The organism is Halalkalibacter krulwichiae (assembly GCF_002109385.1).
Taxonomy (GTDB): domain Bacteria; phylum Bacillota; class Bacilli; order Bacillales; family Bacillaceae_D; genus Halalkalibacter; species Halalkalibacter krulwichiae.
On sequence record NZ_CP020814.1, the window covers coordinates 698,214 to 721,606 of the forward strand.

At 37.1% G+C, this 23,393-nt stretch carries 20 protein-coding genes and 1 pseudogene; 18 read left to right on the forward strand and 3 right to left on the reverse strand.

The features are described from left to right. The first annotated feature begins 28 nt into the window (after positions 1–28). From BkAM31D_RS03700 to BkAM31D_RS03740, 8 genes and pseudogenes are all read left to right on the forward strand, one after another. A complete protein-coding gene (locus BkAM31D_RS03700) occupies positions 29–394 on the forward strand; it encodes a Na-translocating system protein MpsC family protein (protein WP_066156104.1) in 366 nt (121 codons plus the stop codon). A 214-nt stretch (positions 395–608) separates the two neighbouring features. Next, positions 609–2,969, forward strand: coding sequence for an FdhF/YdeP family oxidoreductase (locus BkAM31D_RS03705; protein ID WP_066156102.1), 2,361 nt, complete (start codon positions 609–611; stop codon positions 2,967–2,969). Between the two features lie 220 nt (positions 2,970–3,189). Then, the gene (locus tag BkAM31D_RS03710) at positions 3,190–3,747 is read left to right on the forward strand and encodes a glycerol-3-phosphate responsive antiterminator (protein ID WP_066156099.1); all 558 of its coding nucleotides are present in this window, start codon (positions 3,190–3,192) and stop codon (positions 3,745–3,747) included. Between the two features lie 176 nt (positions 3,748–3,923). Next, a complete protein-coding gene (locus BkAM31D_RS03715) occupies positions 3,924–4,751 on the forward strand; it encodes an MIP/aquaporin family protein (protein ID WP_066156095.1) in 828 nt (275 codons plus the stop codon). A 26-nt stretch (positions 4,752–4,777) separates the two neighbouring features. Beyond that, positions 4,778–6,271 carry a glycerol kinase GlpK gene (gene glpK / locus BkAM31D_RS03720; protein WP_066156092.1) on the forward strand — a complete coding sequence of 498 codons (1,494 nt, stop codon included), beginning with the start codon at positions 4,778–4,780 and terminating at the stop codon, positions 6,269–6,271. Positions 6,272–6,888: 617 nt separating this feature from the next. Then, a pseudogene (locus tag BkAM31D_RS03730) lies at positions 6,889–8,567 on the forward strand (glycerol-3-phosphate dehydrogenase/oxidase). 89 nt (positions 8,568–8,656) lie between these two features. Next, the gene (locus BkAM31D_RS03735; RefSeq protein WP_066156087.1) at positions 8,657–9,163 is read left to right on the forward strand and encodes a ferritin; all 507 of its coding nucleotides are present in this window, start codon (positions 8,657–8,659) and stop codon (positions 9,161–9,163) included. 210 nt (positions 9,164–9,373) lie between these two features. Then, positions 9,374–9,982 carry a DUF3298 and DUF4163 domain-containing protein gene (locus BkAM31D_RS03740; RefSeq protein ID WP_066156084.1) on the forward strand — a complete coding sequence of 203 codons (609 nt, stop codon included), beginning with the start codon at positions 9,374–9,376 and terminating at the stop codon, positions 9,980–9,982. Between the two features lie 79 nt (positions 9,983–10,061). Here the strand turns inward: BkAM31D_RS03740 and BkAM31D_RS03745 are convergent, their stop codons facing one another. Continuing rightward, positions 10,062–10,502 carry a Dps family protein gene (locus BkAM31D_RS03745; protein WP_066156079.1) on the reverse strand — a complete coding sequence of 147 codons (441 nt, stop codon included), beginning with the start codon at positions 10,500–10,502 and terminating at the stop codon, positions 10,062–10,064. Positions 10,503–10,624: 122 nt separating this feature from the next. After that, positions 10,625–11,293 (reverse strand): B3/B4 domain-containing protein, encoded by a 669-nt coding sequence (locus tag BkAM31D_RS03750; RefSeq protein ID WP_066156076.1) that lies wholly within the window; start codon positions 11,291–11,293, stop codon positions 10,625–10,627. Between the two features lie 75 nt (positions 11,294–11,368). On the opposite strand from BkAM31D_RS03750, the gene queG reads away from it, so the two are divergent. From queG to BkAM31D_RS03780, 6 genes are all read left to right on the forward strand, one after another. Further along, positions 11,369–12,508 carry a tRNA epoxyqueuosine(34) reductase QueG gene (gene queG, locus BkAM31D_RS03755; protein ID WP_066156073.1) on the forward strand — a complete coding sequence of 380 codons (1,140 nt, stop codon included), beginning with the start codon at positions 11,369–11,371 and terminating at the stop codon, positions 12,506–12,508. Positions 12,509–12,579: 71 nt separating this feature from the next. Further along, entirely contained in the window at positions 12,580–13,110 is a 531-nt protein-coding gene (locus tag BkAM31D_RS03760) for a methylated-DNA--[protein]-cysteine S-methyltransferase (protein WP_066156071.1), read from the forward strand. Between the two features lie 168 nt (positions 13,111–13,278). Next, positions 13,279–14,154 carry an amidase domain-containing protein gene (locus tag BkAM31D_RS03765; RefSeq protein WP_174521920.1) on the forward strand — a complete coding sequence of 292 codons (876 nt, stop codon included), beginning with the start codon at positions 13,279–13,281 and terminating at the stop codon, positions 14,152–14,154. A 189-nt stretch (positions 14,155–14,343) separates the two neighbouring features. Further along, positions 14,344–14,817, forward strand: a complete 474-nt coding sequence (gene trmL / locus BkAM31D_RS03770) for a tRNA (uridine(34)/cytosine(34)/5-carboxymethylaminomethyluridine(34)-2'-O)-methyltransferase TrmL (RefSeq protein ID WP_066156066.1) — start codon at positions 14,344–14,346, stop codon at positions 14,815–14,817. 296 nt (positions 14,818–15,113) lie between these two features. Beyond that, complete coding sequence (locus BkAM31D_RS03775; protein WP_066156063.1) at positions 15,114–15,671, forward strand: DUF5366 family protein; 558 nt, start codon at positions 15,114–15,116, stop codon at positions 15,669–15,671. A 165-nt stretch (positions 15,672–15,836) separates the two neighbouring features. Beyond that, on the forward strand, positions 15,837–16,487 hold the full coding sequence (locus tag BkAM31D_RS03780; RefSeq protein WP_066156060.1) for a hypothetical protein: 651 nt from the start codon (positions 15,837–15,839) through the stop codon (positions 16,485–16,487). A 45-nt stretch (positions 16,488–16,532) separates the two neighbouring features. Here BkAM31D_RS03780 and BkAM31D_RS03785 read toward each other — a convergent pair whose 3' ends face one another. Then, positions 16,533–18,404, reverse strand: coding sequence for a transglycosylase domain-containing protein (locus BkAM31D_RS03785; RefSeq protein WP_235820477.1), 1,872 nt, complete (start codon positions 18,402–18,404; stop codon positions 16,533–16,535). Between the two features lie 182 nt (positions 18,405–18,586). Here BkAM31D_RS03785 and BkAM31D_RS03790 point away from each other — a divergent pair, with 182 nt between their 5' ends. The 4 genes from BkAM31D_RS03790 (at position 18,587) to BkAM31D_RS03805 (ending at position 23,265) form a co-directional block, all read left to right on the forward strand. Next, positions 18,587–20,482 carry a PrkA family serine protein kinase gene (locus BkAM31D_RS03790; protein WP_066156057.1) on the forward strand — a complete coding sequence of 632 codons (1,896 nt, stop codon included), beginning with the start codon at positions 18,587–18,589 and terminating at the stop codon, positions 20,480–20,482. Positions 20,483–20,664: 182 nt separating this feature from the next. Further along, entirely contained in the window at positions 20,665–21,204 is a 540-nt protein-coding gene (lepB, locus tag BkAM31D_RS03795) for a signal peptidase I (RefSeq protein WP_066156054.1), read from the forward strand. A gap of 290 nt (positions 21,205–21,494) precedes the next feature. Then, on the forward strand, positions 21,495–22,664 hold the full coding sequence (gene yhbH / locus BkAM31D_RS03800; RefSeq protein WP_066156051.1) for a sporulation protein YhbH: 1,170 nt from the start codon (positions 21,495–21,497) through the stop codon (positions 22,662–22,664). A 322-nt stretch (positions 22,665–22,986) separates the two neighbouring features. Then, entirely contained in the window at positions 22,987–23,265 is a 279-nt protein-coding gene (locus BkAM31D_RS03805) for a PilZ domain-containing protein (protein ID WP_235820475.1), read from the forward strand. The last annotated feature ends 128 nt before the right edge of the window (positions 23,266–23,393 follow it).

A 23,393-nucleotide genomic window follows, 5' to 3' on the forward strand; every position in this document is an offset into this window, starting at 1 on the left:
AATAAGAAGTAAGTGAGGGTAAACAAAGATGAATAAATATGAGGCGGAATTTAGCAATCTTGTACGCTCATTTCGAAAGAAGCATATGGGTAAAGGCCCGAGTAAGGTAAGTACAACTTTCTGCAAAAACTGGGCTATTTGTGAAATGGAAGGGAATTTATCACCTGTTGAAAAATTTATTGCAACAGCTGATGAAGGAAAGCAAATGCTTCGTGCAGCACGAACAGAGATGGTGAAAGACATGTATCGAAAAAATCCTCCAGCTGAGATGGAGGAGTTCTTACAGTGCAAGTTCCTAGATCTGTTTGTTGATATTGATCTTGAACGTGATTTTGGGATGTCCATTTTTGTTTTTGATGAAGACATCGAGGCCAAATTCTCTATCAAAAAGTAATAGCTGGTTCTGGCACTTAGCAGCGACCCTGCCAAAGACTAAACCACCGGATAATCCTTATTTTGTGTTGGGGATAAACGGTGGTTTTTTTAATGGAACATATATTTTTTGGAAATTGAAATACAAGTGAATTGTACTTCCGTCTTATATTTTCAACATGAATATTTTAGGGAAAACATAGATATGAAAAGAAATGAACAAGGAGTGACTTATCATGGGGAAAACAAAACACACTGGACCTATTAAATTGCCTAGCACACCAGCTCCTAAACATTGGGTAAGTAAGGTTCCGTTTGGACTTGGAAAAGTGAAGCCGAAACATATTAGAGAAACTATGAAAGTGGTTTGGAATAATAAAGATAATCTAAACTATGCAAAAAATATTATTACAAAGGGTGTTTGTGATGGATGTGCGCTTGGGGTAGCAGGTCTGTATGATCAAACTCTTGCAGGACCCCATGTCTGTACGACACGCTTAAATGTGTTACGTTTAAATACAATGCCAGCGATGAAAGAAGAAATTGTTCATGCTGATATTGATGAACTTCGTAAATATACAAGTGCAGAGCTACGGGAGCTAGGCCGTGTTCCATATCCATTGATTCGTAGACCAGGAGAGCGAAGATTCTCTCGAATTGAATGGGATGATGCGATGGAAATGATCGCGAATAAAATGAAGAAGTTAGATCCTAAAAACTACGGATTCTTTTTAACTTCACGTGGGATTACGAATGAATCTTATTATGTTGCAGCGAAAGTTGCTCGTTTTCTTGGAACTAATAATATTGATAATGCTTCTCGTATTTGTCACTCTCCATCTAAAACTGCGCTGAAACGTTCTGTTGGAATTGGAGCATCAAGCTGTAACTATAAAGATTGGATTGGTTCGGATGTCATCGTATTCTGGGGCTCTGTAGCGGCTAATAACCAACCGGTATCAACGAAATACATGTACGCAGCTAAACGTAAAGGAACAAAAATTATCTGTATTAACCCTTACCGTGAGCCTGCAATGGAAAACTACTGGATTCCATCTGTAGGGGAATCAGCCTTGTTTGGAACGAAACTAGCTGATGATTTCTACCAAGTTAATATTGGTGGAGATATTGCTTTCATGCATGGAATTATGAAGCACTGGTTCGAAATGGAAGAAACCAAACCAGGATCTGCTGTTGATCATCAATTTGTAAAAGAGCACGTTAATGGCTATGAGGAGTTAAAAGCAAAAGTACAGGAGCAGTCTTGGGATGACATTGTTCAATCTGCGGGAGTATCAAAAGAGAGAATCGGTGAATTAGCAGAGTTATTAGCGAATAGCAAATCAGGTGTATTTGTATGGTCGTTAGGGTTAACGATGCATACATTCGCGTCAGATAATATTTCACAAGTGGCCAATCTTGCATTACTACGTGGATTTTTAGGTCGTGAACACTGTGGTGTGATGCCGATCCGTGGACATTCAAGTGTTCAAGGAAGTGGAGAAATGGGGGCTGATCCATTTGTATTACCTGGTGGAGACTTTGAACCTAACAACATTGAGCGCATGGAGAAGCTATGGAACTTTAACATTCCTAAATGGCAAGGAGATGTACTAGGAGTTTCTCTTGAAAACTGCTTATTACCGGATGATCATGAACGTAAAATTAAGATGTATTATTTATCAGGTGGTAACTTCTTAGAAACAATGCCAGATCCACAATTTGTAGAGAAGGCATTATCAGAACTCGATATTCGCGTTCATCAAGATATTATTTTCAATACTTCGACACTGGTAGATGCAAAGGAAGCTGTAATTGTTCTACCTGCTAAAACGAGGTATGAACAAGACGGGGGCGGAACGTCTACTTCAACTGAGCGAATGGTATATTTCTCACCGAAGATCGAAGGGAATAAACAAATTGTTGAAGAAGCACGATCAGAATGGCAAATCTATATTGATCTTGCCAAACGTGTCAAGCCTGAAGAAGCTCATTTAGTAGAATTTAAAGATGGTCAAGCGATTCGTGACGAGATTGCTCTAGCCAATCCAAATTATGATGGAATTCAACACTTGAAGAAACAAGGAGATGTTTTCCAGTGGGGTGGAGCATGGCTCTGTGAAGATGGTATTTGTCCAACGCCAGACGGCAAAGGGAACTTAATTCCTGTTGATATTCCTGATTTAAATAAAGTGGCTGGAGATTTCTACGTCACAACAAGACGTGGCAAGCAATTCAACTCGATGGTATATAGTGAGCATGACCCATTTAATGAAGCGGACCGTTATGATGTTTTAATGAATGCAGAAGATGCCAAAGATTTGAGCATTACAGAACGTGAATTAGTTGTAGTTTATAACCAACATGGTGTATTCACTGGTAAAGCTAAATTTGTCGATATTGCAAGAGGAAACTTAGAGGTTCATTTCCCAGAAGGAAACTTTTTGCTTCCAAAAGGTGTTTATGAGAAACTCGCTAAGATTCCTAGCTATAACGTTGCGGTAAAAGTAGAAAAGGCTGAACGATTTAATGCACGTAAAGATACTCAGTATTTAGAGAAACGTATTGAAGATTTAGAGATGTCAGCTGAAGGTTAAAAATAGTGAAAAGAAACACTGCAATCTCCTGTGATTGCAGTGTTTCTTTAGCTTGAGATAAGCCAGTCCCATATATTCAAGCTTGCCGATTCGATTAGTATATTAGTCGATTGATAGAGGAATCTCAAAATCTCAATAATTTCTAATGTCGTACGAACTCTGTTTTGACAGCACGAATGAAAGTTGCTTTAATAAACAAATAGTGGAAGGAGATGAGGATATGACACAACATCATTTCATCAATCAGAAGATTTTTCCTGCGGCTAGGTCATTGAAGGAGTTTGAAAAATTACTCAAGAGTAAATTTGATGTGATTATTTTATTGAATAGTCATGTTAGTCAGCTTAAAAGTCTAATGAGAATGGCGAATCATGCTGGTAAAAAGGTACTTCTACATGCAGATCTTGTACAAGGATTAAAAACGGATGAATATGCAGCTCAATTTTTGTGTCAGGAAATTAAACCAGCTGGAATTATCTCTACTAGAAAAAATGTCGTACTCACAGCCAAAAAAAATTCAATTATTGCTGTTCAACGCCTATTTTTACTAGATTCAATTGCTTTAGAAACAAGTTACAAATTACTAGAAACTACGAAACCTGATTATATTGAGGTGCTGCCAGGAGTGATGCCTCACATTATTAAAGAGGTATATGAACGGACTAAAATTCCGATCATTGCAGGAGGATTAATTAGGGGAAAGATTGAAGTATTAAATGCACTGGAAGCAGGGGCTATTGGGGTAACAACGTCTAGGCGTGAATTATGGGATCTCTAAATGACTAAGAAAAAAGGTAGAAGGTGTAATTGACACCGTTTTCATATTGTGTTTTAATAGACTACAAGTTAATAGTTTGTGACGGAGATTTGGAGACGAGCATATTTGCCTATTTTTATATAGTAGGTTTATTTGCTCGTCTTTTTTTGTTGCAAAAAGAGAGGTAGGGGTTGTAGATGATGCCGTTTATCGGTGAGTTAATTGGGACAATGATTCTCATTATTTTTGGAGCTGGTGTCGTTGCCGGAAGTGTCTTAAACAAGACGAGCTCTCAGCAAGGCGGTTGGATTGTGATCACATTTGGATGGGGACTTGGCCTCTCTATTGCCATTTATGCAGTTGGAGGGATCAGTGGAGCTCATCTGAATCCGGCTGTTACGATTGGATTTGCCTTAATAGGTGAATTCCCTTGGACTAGTATCGCTCCTTATATCTTAGCTCAGCTATTAGGTGCTTTTATCGGGGCTGTACTCGTTTGGCTGCATTATTATCCGCATTGGAAGCAGACAAATGATAAAGGAGCAAAGTTAGCTGTTTTCTCGACATCGCCATCTATTCAACACAAGCCTTCAAACTTTTTCAGTGAAGTGTTTGGAACATTTATTCTTGTGATGGGCTTGCTAGCTATCGGTGCTAATGATTTTACAGAAGGATTAAATCCATTAATCGTTGGGTTATTCGTTGTTGTCATTGGTATGTCTTTAGGGGGAACAACAGGTTATGCAATTAATCCTGCACGCGACCTTGGACCAAGGATTGCCCATTTCTTATTACCCATTGATGGGAAAGGGAAATCAGGATGGACCTATGCTTGGGTTCCTGTTATTGGTCCTATAATCGGAGGGGGACTTGGAGCTTTAACGTATGCAGCTCTTTTTGAAGGTGTTGTTTCCTCTGCTTTATGGATCATGATCGTCTTATTTATGGTAACTTTGTATATATGTATTAGAACAGAAAGAAAATCACAATTACGTTTAAAGCATGTGCAAAAGTCTGCAATATGAAAACACTGAATAATGGGGGAAGCAATATGGAAAAAAAGTATATTCTTGCGTTGGACCAAGGTACAACAAGTTCTAGGGCCATCATATTTGATCGGCAAGGAAAGGTTGTCGGAGTGGAACAAAAGGAAATTGAGCAAATCTTTCCTCAGCCGGGATGGGTTGAACATAACGCAAATGAAATATGGGCTTCGATTCTTGCTGTTATATCTGGTGTTATGCTTAAGTCAAATATAAACCCAAAGGAAATTGCAGGGATTGGAATTACAAACCAGCGTGAAACAGCAATTGTATGGGATAAGCATACTGGAAAACCAGTGTATAATGCGATTGTTTGGCAGTCGAGGCAAACAGCTGATATATGTGAAGAACTTAAACAGAAAGGATACGAACAAATTGTAAAAGAGAAAACAGGCTTGCTAATTGATGCATACTTTTCTGGTACAAAGGTTAAGTGGATATTAGATCATGTGGAAGGTGCTCGAAAAAAAGCAGAGAAAGGAGATCTATTATTTGGAACCGTTGACACTTGGTTGATTTGGAAACTATCTGGAGGGAAAGTTCACGTAACAGATTATTCGAATGCATCGAGAACATTGCTTTATAACATTTATAATTTAAGCTGGGATGATGAATTACTGACCATGCTCCAAGTGCCCAAATCTATGCTTCCCGAAGTGAGACCGTCTTCGGAAATTTATGGGACAACAGTTGATTATCATTTCTTTGGAGCCGAAGTTCCGATCGCAGGGGCTGCAGGAGATCAGCAAGCGGCATTGTTTGGTCAAGCTTGTTTTGAAGAAGGAATGGCAAAGAACACGTATGGTACAGGATGCTTTATGTTAATGAATACAGGAAGTAAGGCAGTAACCTCTAATCATGGTCTTCTGACAACACTTGCATGGGGAGTGAATGGAACAGTAGAGTATGCATTGGAGGGGAGTATTTTTGTTGCTGGTTCTGCAGTTCAATGGCTACGAGATGGCTTAAGGATGATCAAGTCAGCAAAAGATAGTGAACAATATGCTAAAAGGGTAACCTCGACTGAAGGAGTGTATGTTGTTCCAGCTTTTGTTGGATTAGGAACTCCGTACTGGGACAGTGAGGTGAGAGGGGCTGTATTCGGTTTAACGAGGGGAACAGAGAAAGAACACTTTATTCGGGCAACACTTGAATCACTAGCTTATCAAACGAAGGATGTACTAACAGCAATGGAGGCAGACTCAGAGATTTCTGTAAAAACACTAAGAGTCGATGGTGGTGCCGTTGCAAATAATTTTCTAGTGCAGTTCCAAAGTGATATGCTTGGTGTTCCTGTTGAAAGACCAAAAGTACAAGAGACAACAGCGTTAGGAGCTGCGTATTTAGCAGGTCTAGCAGTTGGGTTTTGGGCAGATAAAGAGGAGATTAAGCAGCAGTGGGCCCTGGATCAGCGTTTTGAAGATGCGATGGATAAAGCAGAACAAGAGGACTTATATAATGGTTGGAAGAAAGCTGTAGAGGCTAGTCGGATTTTCAAATAACATTGAATAGTAATATAGAGAGAAGGTGACTGCTAGGCAGCCTCCTTCTTTTTAGTTATTTTCATAAATCCTCGTTATTTTCGACTTGAAGTCTTCTAAGTGTACAAATCTAGCTTCTCGCAAAACTTCTTTCCCGTTAACATGAAAAACTAAAACTGGTGCAGTAAATGCCATAAGGTAACCTGCAATCTCAGGAATCTTTTCACCATTAACTAGGAGAGATTGTATTCGCGGAAATTCCTTTAATACTTCCTCAACCTGAGGAAGGAGTGTGTGACATACTGTTCAATTGGGCAAATAGATGTAAATGAAACTTAATTCATTATTCTTTATAAACTCTTTAACTTCTTCAAGTGACTGAGCTTGCTTCATGAAGCGGCACACCCTTTCCTTTCTTATAAGTATACACTGTCTTTCTTCTTATAATCGTCTGTTGAAGATAAAATGAATTTACACAATATATCCCTTTATAAAAGCTTAACTATAAGTTATAATGATGGTAAGTTAATATTTGGTCGGAGATCAGGAGAAGACCACAACACTCTTTTTAGCAATTATGTTATTAAGAGATGTTGTGGTCTTCTTTTTTTTCTATTATGACCAATTAAAGAGGAGAGATTATGATGGGGAATTTTTCAAGTGATAATCGTCAAGCGATTTTAGAAGATATGAGTGAAAAAACGTTAGACCTACTTGTTATCGGAGGTGGAATTACAGGTGCTGGAATTGCACTAGATGCAAAAGTGAGAGGGTTGGGTACGGGTTTGATTGAAATGCAAGACTTTGCTTCTGGGACATCGAGCCGTTCGACCAAATTGGTTCATGGAGGATTACGATATTTAAAGCAGTTTGAGGTGAAGCTTGTAGCGGAAGTGGGCAAAGAACGAGCAATTGTTTATGAAAATGCACCACATGTAACGACGCCTGAGTGGATGTTACTGCCTTTAATTAAAGGTGGTACATTTGGCAAATTCACAACTTCAATAGGGTTGAAAGTGTATGATTATTTAGCAGGAGTAAGAAAGCATGAAAGAAGGAAAATGCTATCGAAGAAGACTGTCTTAAGTAAGGAGCCACTTATACGTAAAGAAGGTTTAAAGGGTGGTGGAATCTATGTAGAGTATCGAACCGATGATGCTCGATTGACGCTTGAGGTATTAAAAGAAGCTGTGAATCGGGGGCGAAAGCAGTCAATTATGCACAAGCAGTCGGCTTTATATACCGGGATGGAAAAGTTGTGGCGGTTAAGGTAAAGGATGTTTTGTCTGGTACTGTTTATGAGATTTATGCAAAGAAAATTGTTAATGCTGCAGGACCTTGGGTTGATACATTAAGAGAACAAGATGGCTCTAAAAAAGGAAAGTTTCTGCATTTAACAAAAGGTGTTCATTTAGTTGTTGATCAAAATCGTTTTCCTTTGAAGCAAGCGGTATACTTTGATACAGAAAAAGATGGACGCATGGTCTTTGCGATTCCTAGAGATGGGAAAACTTACGTAGGTACAACCGATACGTTTTATAAGGACGATCTTGTGAATCCTCGTATGACAAAAGAAGATCGAGATTACATCATTGCTGCTATTAACTATATGTTTCCTCAAGTGCAGTTAACAGCAGAAGATATCGAGTCTAGTTGGAGTGGGTTACGTCCTCTCATTCATGAGGAAGGGAAAAGTGCTTCGGAGATTTCAAGAAAAGATGAAATCTTCTTCTCAGATAGTGGCTTAATTTCTATTGCCGGTGGAAAACTAACTGGTTACAGGAAAATGGCTGAAAGAATTGTTGATATTGTCGCAAAGCAGTTAGGCAACAATCAACCTTGTACAACCGATTCAATTAAGTTGTCCGGAGGCGAAGTTGGTGGTTCTGTAAAGTATGAGTCTTTTGTAACGCGTAAGGCACTTGAGGGAGTAAAGTTAGGTCTTGAAAAACAAGAGGCAGAAAAAGTTATAAGACTTTACGGATCCAACATAGATTCTGTGTATCGATTCATAAGAGAAGACAAAGGAGAAGCAGAACAATATCAGCTTCCACCTTTATTGTTAGCTCAGTTAAAGTATGGGATGGAGCATGAGATGGTGACAACGCCTAGTGACTTTTTTAATCGAAGAACATCAGCGATCTTTTTTAACATTGCTTGGGTATTGAAGTGGAAAGATGCTGTTATTCACTATATGGCTAATATGAAAAAATGGTCAAGTGAAGTAAAAAAGCGTCATGAAAATAATTTAAATAATGAGCTTCAATGGGCTCAAAGTCCTTTAGAGGAAGAACGCCCTGAGAGTAGAGTCGGATAAAGAAGAGATGGTTCTTTGAGTTAAGAATATCATAACAAATCATGGTAATGTTATAATATAGTTAGACTTTATAAAAAAGGGTGATGAGTATGCTAAGTGATGAACTAGTTAAAGGGCTTAATGATCAAATGAATTATGAATTTTATGCGGCACATTCTTATTTAGCAATGGCAGCCTATTGCTCTGCAGAAAGTTATGATGGCTTTGCGAATTTCTTCTTAGTTCAAGCTGAAGAGGAACGGTTTCATGCAATGAAGTTCTATAACTTTATCAATGCATTAGGTGAGAGAGCAAAGATTCAAGCACTGCCAGAGCCTAATAATAGCTTTTCTTCTATTCTTGATGCATATGAGAAAGCATTGGTACAAGAGAAAGAAGTTACGAAAAAGATTTATCACTTATCTGACTTGGCTCTTGATGCAAGAGAGCATGCAACCATCAATTTTTTAAAGTGGTTTATCGATGAGCAGGTTGAAGAAGAAGATCTATTTGATAGCATTATTCAGAAGTTAAAACGAATTGAAAATGACAGCAATGCCTTTTTTATGCTTGATGATGAATTTTCTAAACGGTCATTTACACCTGAAGCAGAATAATAAAAAAAGTGGATCATTTGTGAGCAATCTCATAATGGTCCATTTTTTTTTGCTGTGTTATAAAAGGTAATTTTATTGCTAATGTTTAACGAAGCTTAAAGCAACAACCTCCGGAAAGGATTGTTTCATTTGTGCCTAAGGAAAAACAGTTTTTTTAGATAAATAATTAGTGGTGTTCGTTGCATATAGATTCTTAAGAGGGGGGATACGATGAACATTTCACAATTGCCAGCTGATATTATCTCCAGGCATATCGTATCAAATCGTTTAGATGTTTATTATCCACAGCTTCATCGATTGAAAGATTATACAGTACAAATGATGTTGAATGAGCGAATAAAAAAGCAAGTCATGACTATGATGAAAAAGCAGGGTTACAAAGAGAATCCTCAAACAACTATAACCGGAGGATATGAAATTAAGACTAATCAACGAGATATTGTAAGCCTTACCAATAGTCATTATTCTTATTCTGGTGGAGCGCATGGTGTTACCCTCTTAAAGTCTTTGACGATGAATATAAAGAACGGTTTCGTCTATTCATTAAAAGATTTATTTAAGCCAAGTACTGATTATAAGAATAGGCTCAACTTTTTAATAAACGAACAAATTAAAGAACGTGAATTGCCATTAATTGCTCCTTTTGAAGGCGTTTCATCCAACCAATATTATTATATTTCGGATAAAGCGCTTATTATTTACTTTCAACTATATGAATTGCTTCCTTATGCATGGGGATTTCCCTATTTTGTTATATCCGTATATGACATTCAAGACTTATTAATAGAGGATGGTGCACTCGGAAGAATGGTTTATTAACTAAGAGGTTTAGGCGATATAGGGAAAGAGGTCAAACCTTGTTAGGTTTGACCTCTTTCTAACTTTCCGTTAGGAAGCTTTATTTTAAGAATGAACGTAGCATCCAATTATGCTTTTCTAAAGATTGATGAATAGCTAATAGCATGTCCGCTGTTGTTTCGTCGCCTAAAGAATCAGCTGCTTCCATTCCATCTTTTAACTCATCGATAATTGTATTGAAATCTTCTACTAGTTCTCCAACCATAGATTCAGCGTCTTGGCTGCCTGTAGCTTCTTGGATGGATGAAGTTTCTAGAAATTCTTTCATAGTAGCAACAGGATGCCCTTTTAGAGCTAATAATCGTTCCGCTAATTCATCAATATGGGTAGACGCTTCATTGTATAATTCTTCAAATTTGTCATGTAATGTAAAGAATGCCGGCCCTTTGACATACCAATGGTAGTTGTGTAATTTAACAAAAAGTACACTCCAGTTTGCAATTTGCTTGTTTAAGATTGTAGAAACTTTTTCTTGGCTCATATCATAACCTCCTCAAATTCGCTTCACTTTACTTTTACCCATTTCATGAAAATTATAAACCATTTTTTTCATTTTCTTATAATTAAAGTTGGTAAAGTCTGTGAAAATGGCTGAGGTTTCCTTTAAGTGACAATAGTAAAAGTGGAAGTTCCGCCATGAACCTGTGTAAACATATTAGCAGCTGCTTGAAGGAGTTTATTTGCTTCATCTACATTCATCTCTGGTCGTAAATAGAATATATGTACGGCAGAGGTTGTCTGAGTCGTTACTTTTGTTCGATCTGAATCGACAATTGGACTACCGAAGGCCCCTTCGTTGTCAGCAACAATTAGCTTTCCGCTCATATCATTATTTCGACCATTAACACCTAAATAAGAGTCGCTTTCTTTTCCTAATCGTAATGAAATGTTCCCACTAATATGATCGCGATCATAAATCCCCATTGGAATACAATACTGCAAAGAAAAGAATGTATTTAAATCAACGGCAGAATGGACAAGCGGTAAGGAGTTACCTTTTTTAATTCGTCTAAAAAGTGATTCTTGAGAAGGGCGGTATCTCCCTGGATTCATATTAAGCGTTTTGAATATGTTTCTCCATTCTGCAATTCCTTTATAATCAATGAGCTCTTTAGTTTCTAATTCAAATCTTAATGTTTCTTGAAAAAACTGTAAACGTCCTTTTAACATTTGAGGTGAATCACTAATCACGATATGATTGTATAAGATTACTCCTAATTTAAACGTTGGAAGTTTAGAGGAGATGGATTGATCAATAATTACGTTTACCATATATAGGCCTCCTAGCATGTATTGCTTTACATTTTAGCATAAGGGAGGAAAAGGGAGAAGAAAGGTGATTGACCAATGACACTTGCCCAATTAAAGGATGAGCTTATTGCATATAGTAAAACAATAGGAGTCGATAAAATTGGTTTTGCATCTGCAGATCCATTTGCCGAATTAAAAAATCGACTACTAACTCAGCAACAGCTTGGGTATCAATCTGGTTTTGAAGAATCCGATATTGAAAAGAGAGTTTATCCTGAGAAGTTGCTTCAAGGTGCAAGAACCATAATATCGATCGCTCTTGCATATCCATCTAAGATGTCTAACTCACCTAGAAATACGAAAGAAGAACGGAGAGGGATATTCTGTCGTGCCTCGTGGGGAAAAGACTATCACGATATTTTAAGAGATAGATTGAAGAAACTTGAAATTTTTCTCAAGGAACGTGCTCCAGAAGCGAAGACCATTTCAATGGTTGATACAGGAGAGCTTTCAGACCGTGCTGTTGCAGAACGAGCCGGAATTGGCTGGAGTGGCAAGAACTGCGCCACTATAACTCCAGAATTCGGTAGTTATGTTTATTTAGGAGAGTTAGTAACGACTCTTCCCTTTGAACCTGATACACCAATGATAGAACAATGCGGGTCTTGTACGAAATGTATTGATGCTTGTCCAACTGGAGCCCTCGTTCAAGGTGGCCAGTTAGATTCAAATAAATGCATTGCTTTCTTAACACAAACAAAAGATTTTCTTCCAGACCAATATCGAAAAAAGTTAGGAAATCGACTATATGGTTGTGATACATGTCAGCAAGTATGTCCTGAGAATAAAGGAAAAGATTTTCATAACCACCCGGAGATGGAACCAGATCCCGAGATTGCTAAGCCCAAACTAATCCCTCTTCTTACAATAAGTAATCGTGAGTTTAAAGAGAGGTTTGGACACATTTCTGGTTCATGGCGTGGGAAAAAGCCAATTCAAAGAAATGCAATCATTGCCCTTGCTCATTTCAAAGATCAGCAAGCTTTGCCTATTTTAGCGGATCTCCTAAAGAAAGATCCTCGCCCCGTTATAAGAGGAACGGCTGCCTGGGCTATAGGTGTAATAGGGAGCATCGAAGAGAAAAGGCTGCTTGATGAAGTGAAAAACACCGAAAAAGACGATAAAGTGCTACGAGAGATCGATAAAGGACTAAATATAATGGAATATAAGGAATAGTCGTCTAGCACAAAACTGGTTTAATAATGTAAGATGAGGAATAGATTGGACAATCGGAAGGAAGGGATTAGATGACAACGCAAATACCTCATTATGTCACAGAAATGAATAGTCCCCTAGGTGCTCTTACGATCGTTGCAACAGATAAAGGCGTTTGTCATATTCATTTTGGCGAATTAACTAAATGTATGGCAACTTTAAAAGCCTGGCTAACAAAACAAGGCAGAAAAGGCGATCTTATTCCCTGTGAGAATACTTTAAAGCCTATCTGTGAGCAGTTACAACAATACTTCTCAGGTGAGAGAACAAGATTTAGTGTTCCACTTGATTTGTGTGGAACTGAATTCCAAAAGAAAGTTTGGAATACGTTAAGCGAAATTGAATATGGTGAAACGAAATCATACAAAGAAATTGCCCAAAAAGTAGGTGCTCCTAAAGCAGTTCGTGCGATAGGTGGAGCCAATAACCAAAATCCAGTCCCTATTATTATCCCATGTCATCGTGTGATAGGGAGTAACGGAAATATGGTTGGATATGGTGGAGGGCTTGATAAAAAAGAACTTCTGTTAAGTTTAGAAGGTGCAATTGAAAAAATATCGTAAGAAGAGTGAGCGAGTGAGCGCATCACTCCTTTTTTTATTTGTAAGGACTGCTTCTTCTAGAGATATTGTCGTTGATTGATGTAACTCCAGACCCTTTCTCTGCTTAGATTAGGATTACTAAAAATACCTAGGAAAGCATAGGTTTTTTAGTGGAAGGGGAAGTGATCTATGAAGAAAAACATAGTAAAACAATTACATGATCTTATTGAGAAACGAAATAGACAATATGTTGAAGAAAGCAGAGACGAAAAGGATGAAGTGGTTGAACGAAAAATTAGAATGCATAGGAAGAGAGGAGCTGAAATTGTTAAAGCGCGTGTAGAAGGAGATATTTTACGTAGTTCACGTATAGGCGATGAGCTTGTAGTCGATTATGGTCTACACTCTGAGTTTCTTATACAATTACATGATCAGTTGTACATTGAAGAACTAAGAGAAGGGAGGAGAGCTTCTTTTAAGAATGATGAACTAACATTGGATCAAGCTCATCACCATTATGAGGAAGAGAAACAAGCGTTAAAGTCACCAAGACAAAATATAGAGCACCGAAGTCAAGCTCTAAGAGCTTATAATCGAAGAGACGCGGTTAGATATGCAGAGCGTTGGTGGGATGATTATAATCCAGAATATAGGAAATTCACCGATAACTGTACCAATTTTATTTCTCAGTGTCTAAGTGCGGGTGGTGCGCAAATGGCTTGGCACTCAGATAGAGCAAAGGGTTGGTGGTATAGTGGTGACAATTGGAGTTTAAGTTGGGCAGTGGCTCATTCGTTTAGATGGTATTTAAGTGGTGCGAAAACTGGTTTCCGCGGTGAGGAAAGACAAAGTGCCTTGGAACTTGTACCAGGAGATATTATTTGCTATGACTTTGATGGTGATGGACGTTGGCAACATACAACCATCGTAGTCGCTAAAGATGCAAACGGGGAGCCGTTAGTGAATGCACAAACGGCTAATAGTAGAATGCGCTATTGGAAATATGAAGATTCAACAGCTTGGACCCCGAATATCAAATATAAGTTCTTTCATATAATAAATTAAAAATGAGGAATGCTTTAATAAAGTTTGTCATGAAATGCTTAAGAGAGCAATTTATGTGAACGAGCTGAATTAGAGCATTCCTTCTTTACGTTTCTTCTTTTCCTAAGAGGTGTTATAATGGATTTTGTCGTATTATAGGTAGGATGTAATAGCAAGAACAAAGTATGAGAGAAATTGAGGTGTATGCACGTGGGTTTACATATCGTGCTTTATCAACCAGAAATTCCAGCGAATACAGGAAATATCGCTCGAACATGTGCGGGGACTAATACAACTTTGCACTTAATTCGTCCTCTAGGCTTTTCTACTGATGATAAAATGTTAAAGCGAGCTGGTTGTGATTATTGGCCAAGTGTTACTATTAAGTATTATGACTCAATGGACGAGCTTTTCACATCATATCCAAATGGTGAGTTTTATTTTATTGAAACGTTTGGAACAAAGAACTATAGTGAATTTGATTATTCTAACAATGATCTAGATCATTTCTTTGTATTTGGGAAAGAAACAACTGGAATACCAAAGGAGATTGTTGAAAAGCGGATTGATCGTTGTTTTCGGATTCCTCAAACAGATAAGATTCGCTCATTGAATTTATCTAATACAGCAGCAATCGTCATTTATGAAGCGATTCGCCAACAAGGCTTTCAAAATTTATCATAATGTAAAAATCGACCAGACTCATAAGAGCTTGGTCGATTTTCAAAAAAATAAAGAGGTTGTTAGTTCTTGTGCGGATTGTCTTCATAGCCTGCAGTGAAAATAGCAGTCAAGAAAACAATACTAACACCAAGGATGAGTAATGTACCCATTTAAATTCCTCCTTGTCACAAATCATAAATTTATTATAAAGCAATTCTCTTCAGAAAGAAATGGGAAGAAGAGATTTGTATCTGATTAGTCATATTTCCACTGTGAAGGAGTTCGCTTCTAGTAATAAGTAGATAGGAGAAATATCTATGTCAAATCGCTATATCACAAGCCATTTTCCTCTAATATCTATTCTTCTCTATAGTTTGGCGTTTGCTATTTTTTCTCAAGGATTTATTTTAACACAATTGGTCGACCTAGGGATCTACAATGGAATGCTTGAATTTATTTCAGAGAGTGGCATAAAAATAACAATACTTTTTTTAATGCAATTATTTTTCTTTATGGTGTTTTCAGCGTTAAAATTAATTGCCGATACAATGATTGAGCTATCAATGCTCTTTTTTTCAAAGGATGAAGAAGGCAATGAATTAAATAAAGTGAGAGCAGGATCATGGATCTTTCTCGCCTCAAGTATTATTGCTCTTTTTCTTGCCCAGTATCTCTTGGTGCTAGTCGTTGTGTTTGTTATAGCGACCTTGGCGTACTTTATCTTCCTTGTATATAAGATCAGCGATACTTTGACTTTAGCTGGTTTAATAGGGTTTATCTTCTTTCAAATCATCTTTTGGAGCGTTTTTATCTTAGCTATTGTTCTTGCGATGGTAAAACTTTATAACAGCTTTATGGCTAGTTTGCCATTTTAGCTAACGTGATCAGGATGAAACCATTGGTTTCATCCTTTTTGAATATACAAATGATACATTCTTATTCTAAAGCCTTTTTTTGAAAGTTTGAGGACAAGCGCCAATTCAAAGTACATGCAATTATCATATCTTACTATTAAACGACAAATAGGGAGTGATAGTAGAATGGGAAAAAAGAAACACCATAAAAAAAAGGTAAAGGATCTTGGGAATATTAGTATAAATCAAGTTGTTAAAGTAAATTGTGGATGTAGTTCGAGAAAGAAAGTTGAAACGAAAGACAAAGAAGACAAAAGAGGAAAAGTTTGTAAGTGTAGTGGCTTTGTAAATGGAGAGTTTATCGTTGCTAATATATGTCCTGGTTGTAAACTTGATGGGAGTTTTGTTACGTTCACGTTTGACGAAGTTAACTTTACAGCTACAAGCATAAGTAAACCGGAATGTTTTACAATACAAAATGAAACCTATTTATCTACTTCTGGATTAGGAGTAGTTCAATTCAACGGAGAAATGTTTGACGTATTTTATACTTTTTCATTATCAGACTTACCCTCTGAGCCGGAAATAGCTTCTCTAATACTGACAGGTACGGATTCAACAGGCAATACTTTTCTCTTTGGGATCTTAGAAGAGATCTTTGGTGATGATTTATTGAATGTGACTCCTTGCCATGGTTCTAATTGCTCTTCTAAACATAGTCGTCCATCACACTATAAAATGACAAGAAGCTTTAAAAGAAATACAACAAATAAACCATGCGCGAGAATGGTTATTAGTCAGGGTGGGCAAATTGAAGAGTTTGATTTAACGAAATAGACAAAAGGCAAGCCGGCGAAAAGGCTTGCCTTTTGAATTAAATACCTAGTTCATTAACTCTCTCCAAATTTCCAAATGTGGGGCTCGATCAGAAATATGAGCAATACTCGACCATTTATCTTTTCCGACCCAAACGCCGGTTGTGTATTGATCGGTTAGGCCAACAAACCATAGATCAAAGTAATCGCTTGAAGTACCTGTTTTTCCACCTGAATAAGGTGTGTTGACTTGAGCCCTTCTAGCAGTACCAGTTGTCATAACTTCAGCTAATAACTTTCTCATTTTGTCATTTGTTTGTTTACTCCATACCTCTATTTCTTTTTGGTCCCAACTATAAAGCAGATTTCCTTCTTTGTCCGTTACTTGTTTGATTCCATATGCTTTGTGGTAGGAACCCTCATGGGCGAAAGTGGTATAAGCTCTTGTAAGTTCTAGAGGGGTTACTCCATACGTAAAGCCTCCTAATCCAGAAGCGAGTCGGTGTTCATCAGAATCAACTTTTGCGAAAGCAAACGGTTCTAGATAGGAAAAAGCAGTGTCAATTCCAACTCTGTCCATAATACGAACAGCAGGGGTGTTATAGGAATGTTTTAGAGCGGTTGAAAGTGGGACCACTCCGTATTGACCGCCTCCATAATTTTGTGGACAGTACGGTTTACCGTTCTCTTCTATACATAAGTTATCTGCATTGATCGTACTTTGAATAGGAACTTGATATTCTTCTAAATATGGTGCATACACAAGCAATGGTTTAATTGCAGAAGCGGGTTGCCGATACATTTGAAATCCGCGATGGAAATCAAATTTTTGATACTCTTTTCCTCCTGTTAAGGCAATGAGTTCATTCGTTTGATGATCAATGACTACAGCAGAAGATTGAATATCATGCTCTGGTACGTGACGATGAATGGCTTTAATAGCTAAGTTTTGAACAAATGGGTCCAGTGTTGTTTCGATGTGGATACCTTGTTGAAGTAGATCCTGGACACGTTCATTCAACGATTGCTCAATAAGACGTTTTTCATCGTCTGAATTTGTGCTGTTGAACTTGTGATTGAACCCTTCGCTTTCGCCAATTAAGTCAATAAATTCTTGATGAATGTATGTGACATAATCAGAATGTAAATCAATTTTTTGTCTGACAGTCAAAGTAACATTTTCCATAAGAGCTGCTTCGTATTGTTCTTCTGAAATAAAGGTTAACTCTAACATTTTTTGTAAGATCCAAGCTTGTCTTAAAGAAGTACGATCACTATGCTTAATTGGGTCATAATGGCTTGGGTTGTTAGGAACAGCACTTAAAAATGCAGCTTCAGCAAGTGTTAAACGTTCACTTGGTTTGTTAAAATAATATCTACTAGCAGCTTCAATGCCATAAACCCCATTACTGAAATAAACGGAATTTAAATAAAGCTCTATAATCTCTTGTTTTGAGTAATTTTTTTCAATTTCATGAGCGTATAGAATTTCACTCATTTTGCGGTTATAGGATTGTTCATGGGTAAGAAAAAGATTACGTGCAAGTTGCTGGGTCATCGTACTAGCGCCTTCTTCAATATTTTCATGTTTAGCATTAGAAGCAATTGCTCTTACAATGGCTATAGCATCATATCCTTTATGTTCAAAGAAGCGTTGATCTTCCGTAGCGATGAAGGCATCAATGACTAATGCCGGAAGTTCATCATAAGGCAGATACACTCGATTTTCGTCTCGGAAAATTTCGCTAATTACATCTCCATTACGATCTAGCATGAGACTGTTGCTTGAAAGAGTAATGTCTCTTACATTAACATGGTCATCTATAACATCTGATAAAGTTCTGATGTTTTTTACCTCTGCACTTACTTCGATAATTAAAAAGATATAAACTACAAATATAAGGCCAATAATTGTCCAACCTGTTGAAGATTTCATCATTTCACACACTCTTTTCGACATTTACTACACGTATTGTACCATTAAAAAATTTTTTTAGGTTATGGAAACAGTAAGGAAAGTCAAATTGTGAGGAAGAAATCAAAAAGTGATGCATGTTCACTTTCCTTTTTGCATATGGTTTATTAATCTCGCTCTTGACCACGAGGATGGAGGTACCTTACATGACTATATTAAAAAAGATTGAGCATTTCAGAGAAGAAGAGGAACGTTTAAAGTGGGAAGGAACATTTGCTGACTATTTAGACCTGTTGAAGGAGAAGCCGTGGGTTGCCCAAACTGCTCACTCCCGTGTTTATAATATGATTAAAGATGCTGGAGTTGAAGAAGTAAACGGTAAAAAAGAGTATACGTTTTTTAAAGATCAACTTTATGGTGTGGAAGAGTCGCTTGAGAAGCTAGTAGAGGAATATTTCCACTCTGCAGCAAAGAGATTGGATGTAAGAAAACGGATCTTATTATTAATGGGACCCGTTAGTGGTGGTAAATCAACACTTGTCACAATGTTAAAACGTGGGCTAGAGCAGTATTCAAGAACAGAAAATGGGGCTGTTTTTGCCATTAAAGGCTGCCCAATGCATGAAGACCCTCTTCACTTAATACCGAACCACCTTCGCAAAGATTTCTATGAAGAGTATGGAATTAAGATTGAAGGTAATCTATCACCGTTAAATATGATGCGGGTAGAAGAGGAATATGGTGGAAGAATTGAAGATGTTATCGTTGAGCGAATTTTCTTTTCTGAAGATAAGCGCACGGGGATTGGAACGTTTAGTCCTTCTGATCCGAAGTCTCAAGATATTGCCGATTTAACTGGAAGTATTGACTTTTCGACAATTGCTGAGTATGGTTCTGAGTCAGATCCAAGAGCGTATCGATTTGATGGTGAGTTAAATAAGGCGAATAGAGGGATGATGGAGTTTCAGGAAATGTTAAAGTGTGATGAAAAGTTCCTTTGGCATTTACTCTCGCTTACACAGGAAGGGAATTTTAAAGCGGGCCGTTTTGCTTTAATTAGTGCAGATGAGTTAATTGTCGCTCATACGAATGAATCAGAGTATAAATCTTTTATTGCTAATAAGAAAAATGAAGCTTTACATTCACGGATTATAGTGATGAAAGTCCCTTATAATTTGAAGGTTAGTGAAGAAGAAAGAATTTATAAGAAGATGATTGAAGAGAGTGATCTAGCTCATGTTCATATTGCTCCACATGCTTTAAAGGTTGCCGCCATCTTTACCATTTTAACAAGATTAAAAGAACCGAAGAAACAAGGAATTGATCTTTTAAAGAAAATGCGTCTTTACAATGGCGAAAGTGTAGAAGGCTTTAACTCACAAGATTTAGCTGAATTAAAGGTTGAAGATCCGGATGAAGGAATGAGTGGAATTGACCCACGTTACGTGATTAACCGTATTTCTTCAGCGATTATTAGAAAGCAGCTCACGTCTATCAATGCACTTGATGTGCTTCGGTCTATTAAAGAAGGATTAAGTGAACATGCTTCTATTACGAAAGAAGATCGTGAGCGTTATATGGACTTTATTGCAGTTGCAAGAAAAGAATATGATACGATTGCTAAGAAAGAAGTACAGAAAGCTTTTGTCTACTCTTATGATGAGTCTGCTAAAACATTGATGGATAACTATCTTGATAATGTTGAAGCTTATTGTAATAAGAATAAGCTTCGTGATCCTCTAACGGGTGAAGAGATGACTCCAGATGAAAAACTAATGCGTTCAATTGAAGAACAAATTGGTATTTCTGAAAATGCTAAGAAGGCTTTTCGTGAAGAGATCTTAATTCGTATTTCGGCTTATGCAAGAAAAGGAAAGAAATTTGATTACAATTCGCATGAGAGGTTAAGGGAAGCGATTCAGAAGAAACTATTTGCGGATCTAAAAGATATCGTGAAAATCACTACTTCAACAAAGACTCCTGATGAGTCACAGTTAAAGAAAGTCAATGAAGTTATTGCGAGATTAATTGATGAACATGGGTATAACTCAACATCTGCTAATGAGCTTCTTCGTTATGTTGGAAGTCTACTAAATAGGTAAACGAAAACAGACAGTTTCAAAAGTCTGTTCGGGAGCGTCTCAAATGGTCAATATCAGACCTTTGAGACGCTCCCTTTATTTAAGTGCCATGACTAATGGAAACATGTTACAATGATTGAAAGATAGAAGTGTCTCTTATTGATGAGATATCTGTACTATTTTTAGTCGGAGGGTAAAAAAACGTGAAAGAGAATAGTAAAGTTGTGTGGTGGGAATGGGTTAAAATATTCCTCATTGCCTTTACTTTTGCGACCGTTATACGAATGTTTTTATTTACGAGTTATGAAGTACAAGGCGAATCAATGATGCCTAATGTATTTGATGGAGAGCGATTCATTGTAAATAAGATTGGTTATGAATTTAAAGAGCCCGAACGATTTGATTTAGTTGTTTTTCATGCAAATGAACAAGACGATTATATTAAACGCGTGATCGGGTTACCAGGAGATACAGTTTATTATAAAGATGATATTTTGTATATTAATAATGAGGCGATTGACGAGCCATTTCTACAAGAAAAGATTGAAGAGTATAAATGGGGACCGTATACTCCTAACTTTGCTTTTCCAATGACTATCCCAGAAGGATTTGTTTTTGTCCTAGGTGACAATCGTCAAAATAGTCTTGATAGTAGAAGGTTTGGGCCGATTTCTTATGAACAAATAGTTGGCAAAGTTGATTTGCGTTTTTGGCCTCTGAATGAAGCAGGTGTTATTCAATAATAAGATGAGGGGATTGTCGTACTTTTTCGGCGATCTTTTTTTGTTTTTTAAAGAACTTTCTATTAAGATTTATTATTTTGCTTGTCCAATTTATGAAATCAGAAGATTTGTCAGAATTTATTAGCAACTCTCCTCCCTGTCTGCATAGGATAAAGTAAGCCACTTTATTAAAAGCTTACTTCTCTACCGCGACTCGAGACCATCTTATGCTAGTAAACTGAATTATGTGAATGTATTTACGTGAAAACTTTGAATAGGTGTTGGATAAGAAATAAAGGGAGGGGAATCACATGGCGAACAATAATCAACGTCAATTTGTCGTGTCACAAGAAAACTGGTCTCTTCATCGAAAAGGACATCAAGACCAGCGACGTCATCAAGAAAAGGTTCAAGAAGCAATCAAAAGAAACTTGCCAGATCTTGTCAGCGAAGAGAATATTGTCATGTCGAATGGTCGAGATGTGATTCGGATTCCAATTCGTTCTTTAGACGAATACAAAATTCGTTATAACTATGATAAAACGAAACATGTAGGCCAAGGCCAGGGGGACAGTAAGGTAGGCGATGTAGTTGCAAGAGACCCGAACGCAAAGAAACAACAAGGCCCTGGGAAAGGGCAAGGGGCAGGAGACCAAGCAGGAGAGGATTATTCGGAGGCGGAAGTTTCGATTATGGAGCTTCAAGAAATGCTTTTCCAAGAATTAGAGTTACCTAATCTCCAGAAGAAAGAAGAAGATGAAATTATTATTGAAGATATTGATTTCAATGATATTCGTAAAAAAGGTTTAATGGGGAATATTGATAAGCGTAGAACGATCTTATCTGCTATTAAAAGAAATGCGCTTGAAGGAAGACCAGGATTAATTCCAATTTATAATGATGATCTTCGTTTTAAAACGTGGAATGAAGTGACCAAACCAGAATCGAAAGCAGTCGTTATTGCTATGATGGATACAAGTGGCTCAATGGGACGTTGGGAAAAATATATGGCGCGCAGCTTTTTCTTTTGGATGACACGTTTCTTAAGAACAAAGTATGAAACAGTTGATATTGAGTTTATTGCACACCATACAGAAGCAAAAGTCGTATCTGAAGAAGACTTTTTCTCTAAAGGTGAGAGTGGAGGGACTATTTGTTCTTCTGCTTATCGAAAAGCTTTAGAAGTAATCGATAACAAGTATGATCCTAAACGATACAATATTTACCCATTCCATTTTTCTGATGGAGATAACTTAACATCTGATAACGCGCGTTGCTTAAAGTTAGTCGAGCAACTCATGGATGTTTCGAGTATGTTTGGCTATGGTGAAGTGAATCAATACAGTCGCCATTCGACATTAATGAGTGCTTATAAAAACATTGATGATATTCGCTTCCGTCATTACATCCTGAAGGAAAAAGGCGATGTCTATCATGCGATGAAGACATTCTTTAAGAAGGAAGAAGAAGCTTTGGCTTAAGAACTAACAAATAAAATACAGGGATGGATCAAAGTTGATCTGTCCTTTTTTCTTTTATTCGTAATCTTCTATGCGTTTGGATCTTTCTAAATGAATTGGTTCAAAACAATCTTTTAAAAAAGATCTATCATGGAGACTTCACAGTTTTGTTCGAACAAAAAAGTTTGATAAACTAAAAAGTAGGGAAACTTGTTAACAATTATTATGACATTAATAATTTGAATAGAAATGAAAGGAATTTTGTACGATGCTAAAGAGATATAATCGTAATGAACCTTTTAGGTATGAATTTGGGAAGCCTATTCGCTGCGAAGTGCTCGTTATGAATGAACCAGAACGTGTATATGATGCAGAGGTAATAAATATGAGTCCTAAAGGGGTGCAACTTTATATAAACAAGAATGTACTTGAAAGTGATCGTGTCAAAGCTATAAAAATCAAAGTTCAACTAAATTCAAATCTGTTACTTTTAGCGGGTGAGATTGTTTGGAGAAAAAATTACTTGAAAGGTCTTTTGTATGGAGTATCTTTAGAAAAAGGAGATACCGAACAAATCATTATTGAAGAACTGAAAAAGTACAGTAAAAGCGAAGGGAAATAATAAGAATGTCCATTATTAACACTCTATCCACTAAGGTAGAGGTTTTTTTATGTTCTTAATAGAGCCATTTTCTCATTGTAAAAAATGCCTATTCCTGTAATGATATAATAGTAGTACATTAGAGTCGG

Coding starts and splice junctions, on each gene's coding strand:
- BkAM31D_RS03710 (WP_066156099.1), top strand. CDS start 3,190: ATGACACAACATCATTTCATCAATCAGAAGATTTTTCCTGCGGCTAGG.
- glpK (WP_066156092.1), top strand. CDS start 4,778: ATGGAAAAAAAGTATATTCTTGCGTTGGACCAAGGTACAACAAGTTCT.
- BkAM31D_RS03760 (WP_066156071.1), top strand. CDS start 12,580: ATGACAACGCAAATACCTCATTATGTCACAGAAATGAATAGTCCCCTA.
- queG (WP_066156073.1), top strand. CDS start 11,369: ATGACACTTGCCCAATTAAAGGATGAGCTTATTGCATATAGTAAAACA.
- BkAM31D_RS03705 (WP_066156102.1), top strand. CDS start 609: ATGGGGAAAACAAAACACACTGGACCTATTAAATTGCCTAGCACACCA.
- yhbH (WP_066156051.1), top strand. CDS start 21,495: ATGGCGAACAATAATCAACGTCAATTTGTCGTGTCACAAGAAAACTGG.
- BkAM31D_RS03735 (WP_066156087.1), top strand. CDS start 8,657: ATGCTAAGTGATGAACTAGTTAAAGGGCTTAATGATCAAATGAATTAT.
- BkAM31D_RS03745 (WP_066156079.1), bottom strand. CDS start 10,502: ATGAGCCAAGAAAAAGTTTCTACAATCTTAAACAAGCAAATTGCAAAC.
- BkAM31D_RS03700 (WP_066156104.1), top strand. CDS start 29: ATGAATAAATATGAGGCGGAATTTAGCAATCTTGTACGCTCATTTCGA.
- BkAM31D_RS03790 (WP_066156057.1), top strand. CDS start 18,587: ATGACTATATTAAAAAAGATTGAGCATTTCAGAGAAGAAGAGGAACGT.
- BkAM31D_RS03775 (WP_066156063.1), top strand. CDS start 15,114: ATGTCAAATCGCTATATCACAAGCCATTTTCCTCTAATATCTATTCTT.
- BkAM31D_RS03750 (WP_066156076.1), bottom strand. CDS start 11,293: ATGGTAAACGTAATTATTGATCAATCCATCTCCTCTAAACTTCCAACG.
- BkAM31D_RS03805 (WP_235820475.1), top strand. CDS start 22,987: ATGAATGAACCAGAACGTGTATATGATGCAGAGGTAATAAATATGAGT.
- BkAM31D_RS03765 (WP_174521920.1), top strand. CDS start 13,279: ATGAAGAAAAACATAGTAAAACAATTACATGATCTTATTGAGAAACGA.
- BkAM31D_RS03785 (WP_235820477.1), bottom strand. CDS start 18,404: ATGATGAAATCTTCAACAGGTTGGACAATTATTGGCCTTATATTTGTA.
- BkAM31D_RS03715 (WP_066156095.1), top strand. CDS start 3,924: ATGATGCCGTTTATCGGTGAGTTAATTGGGACAATGATTCTCATTATT.
- BkAM31D_RS03780 (WP_066156060.1), top strand. CDS start 15,837: ATGGGAAAAAAGAAACACCATAAAAAAAAGGTAAAGGATCTTGGGAAT.
- BkAM31D_RS03740 (WP_066156084.1), top strand. CDS start 9,374: ATGAACATTTCACAATTGCCAGCTGATATTATCTCCAGGCATATCGTA.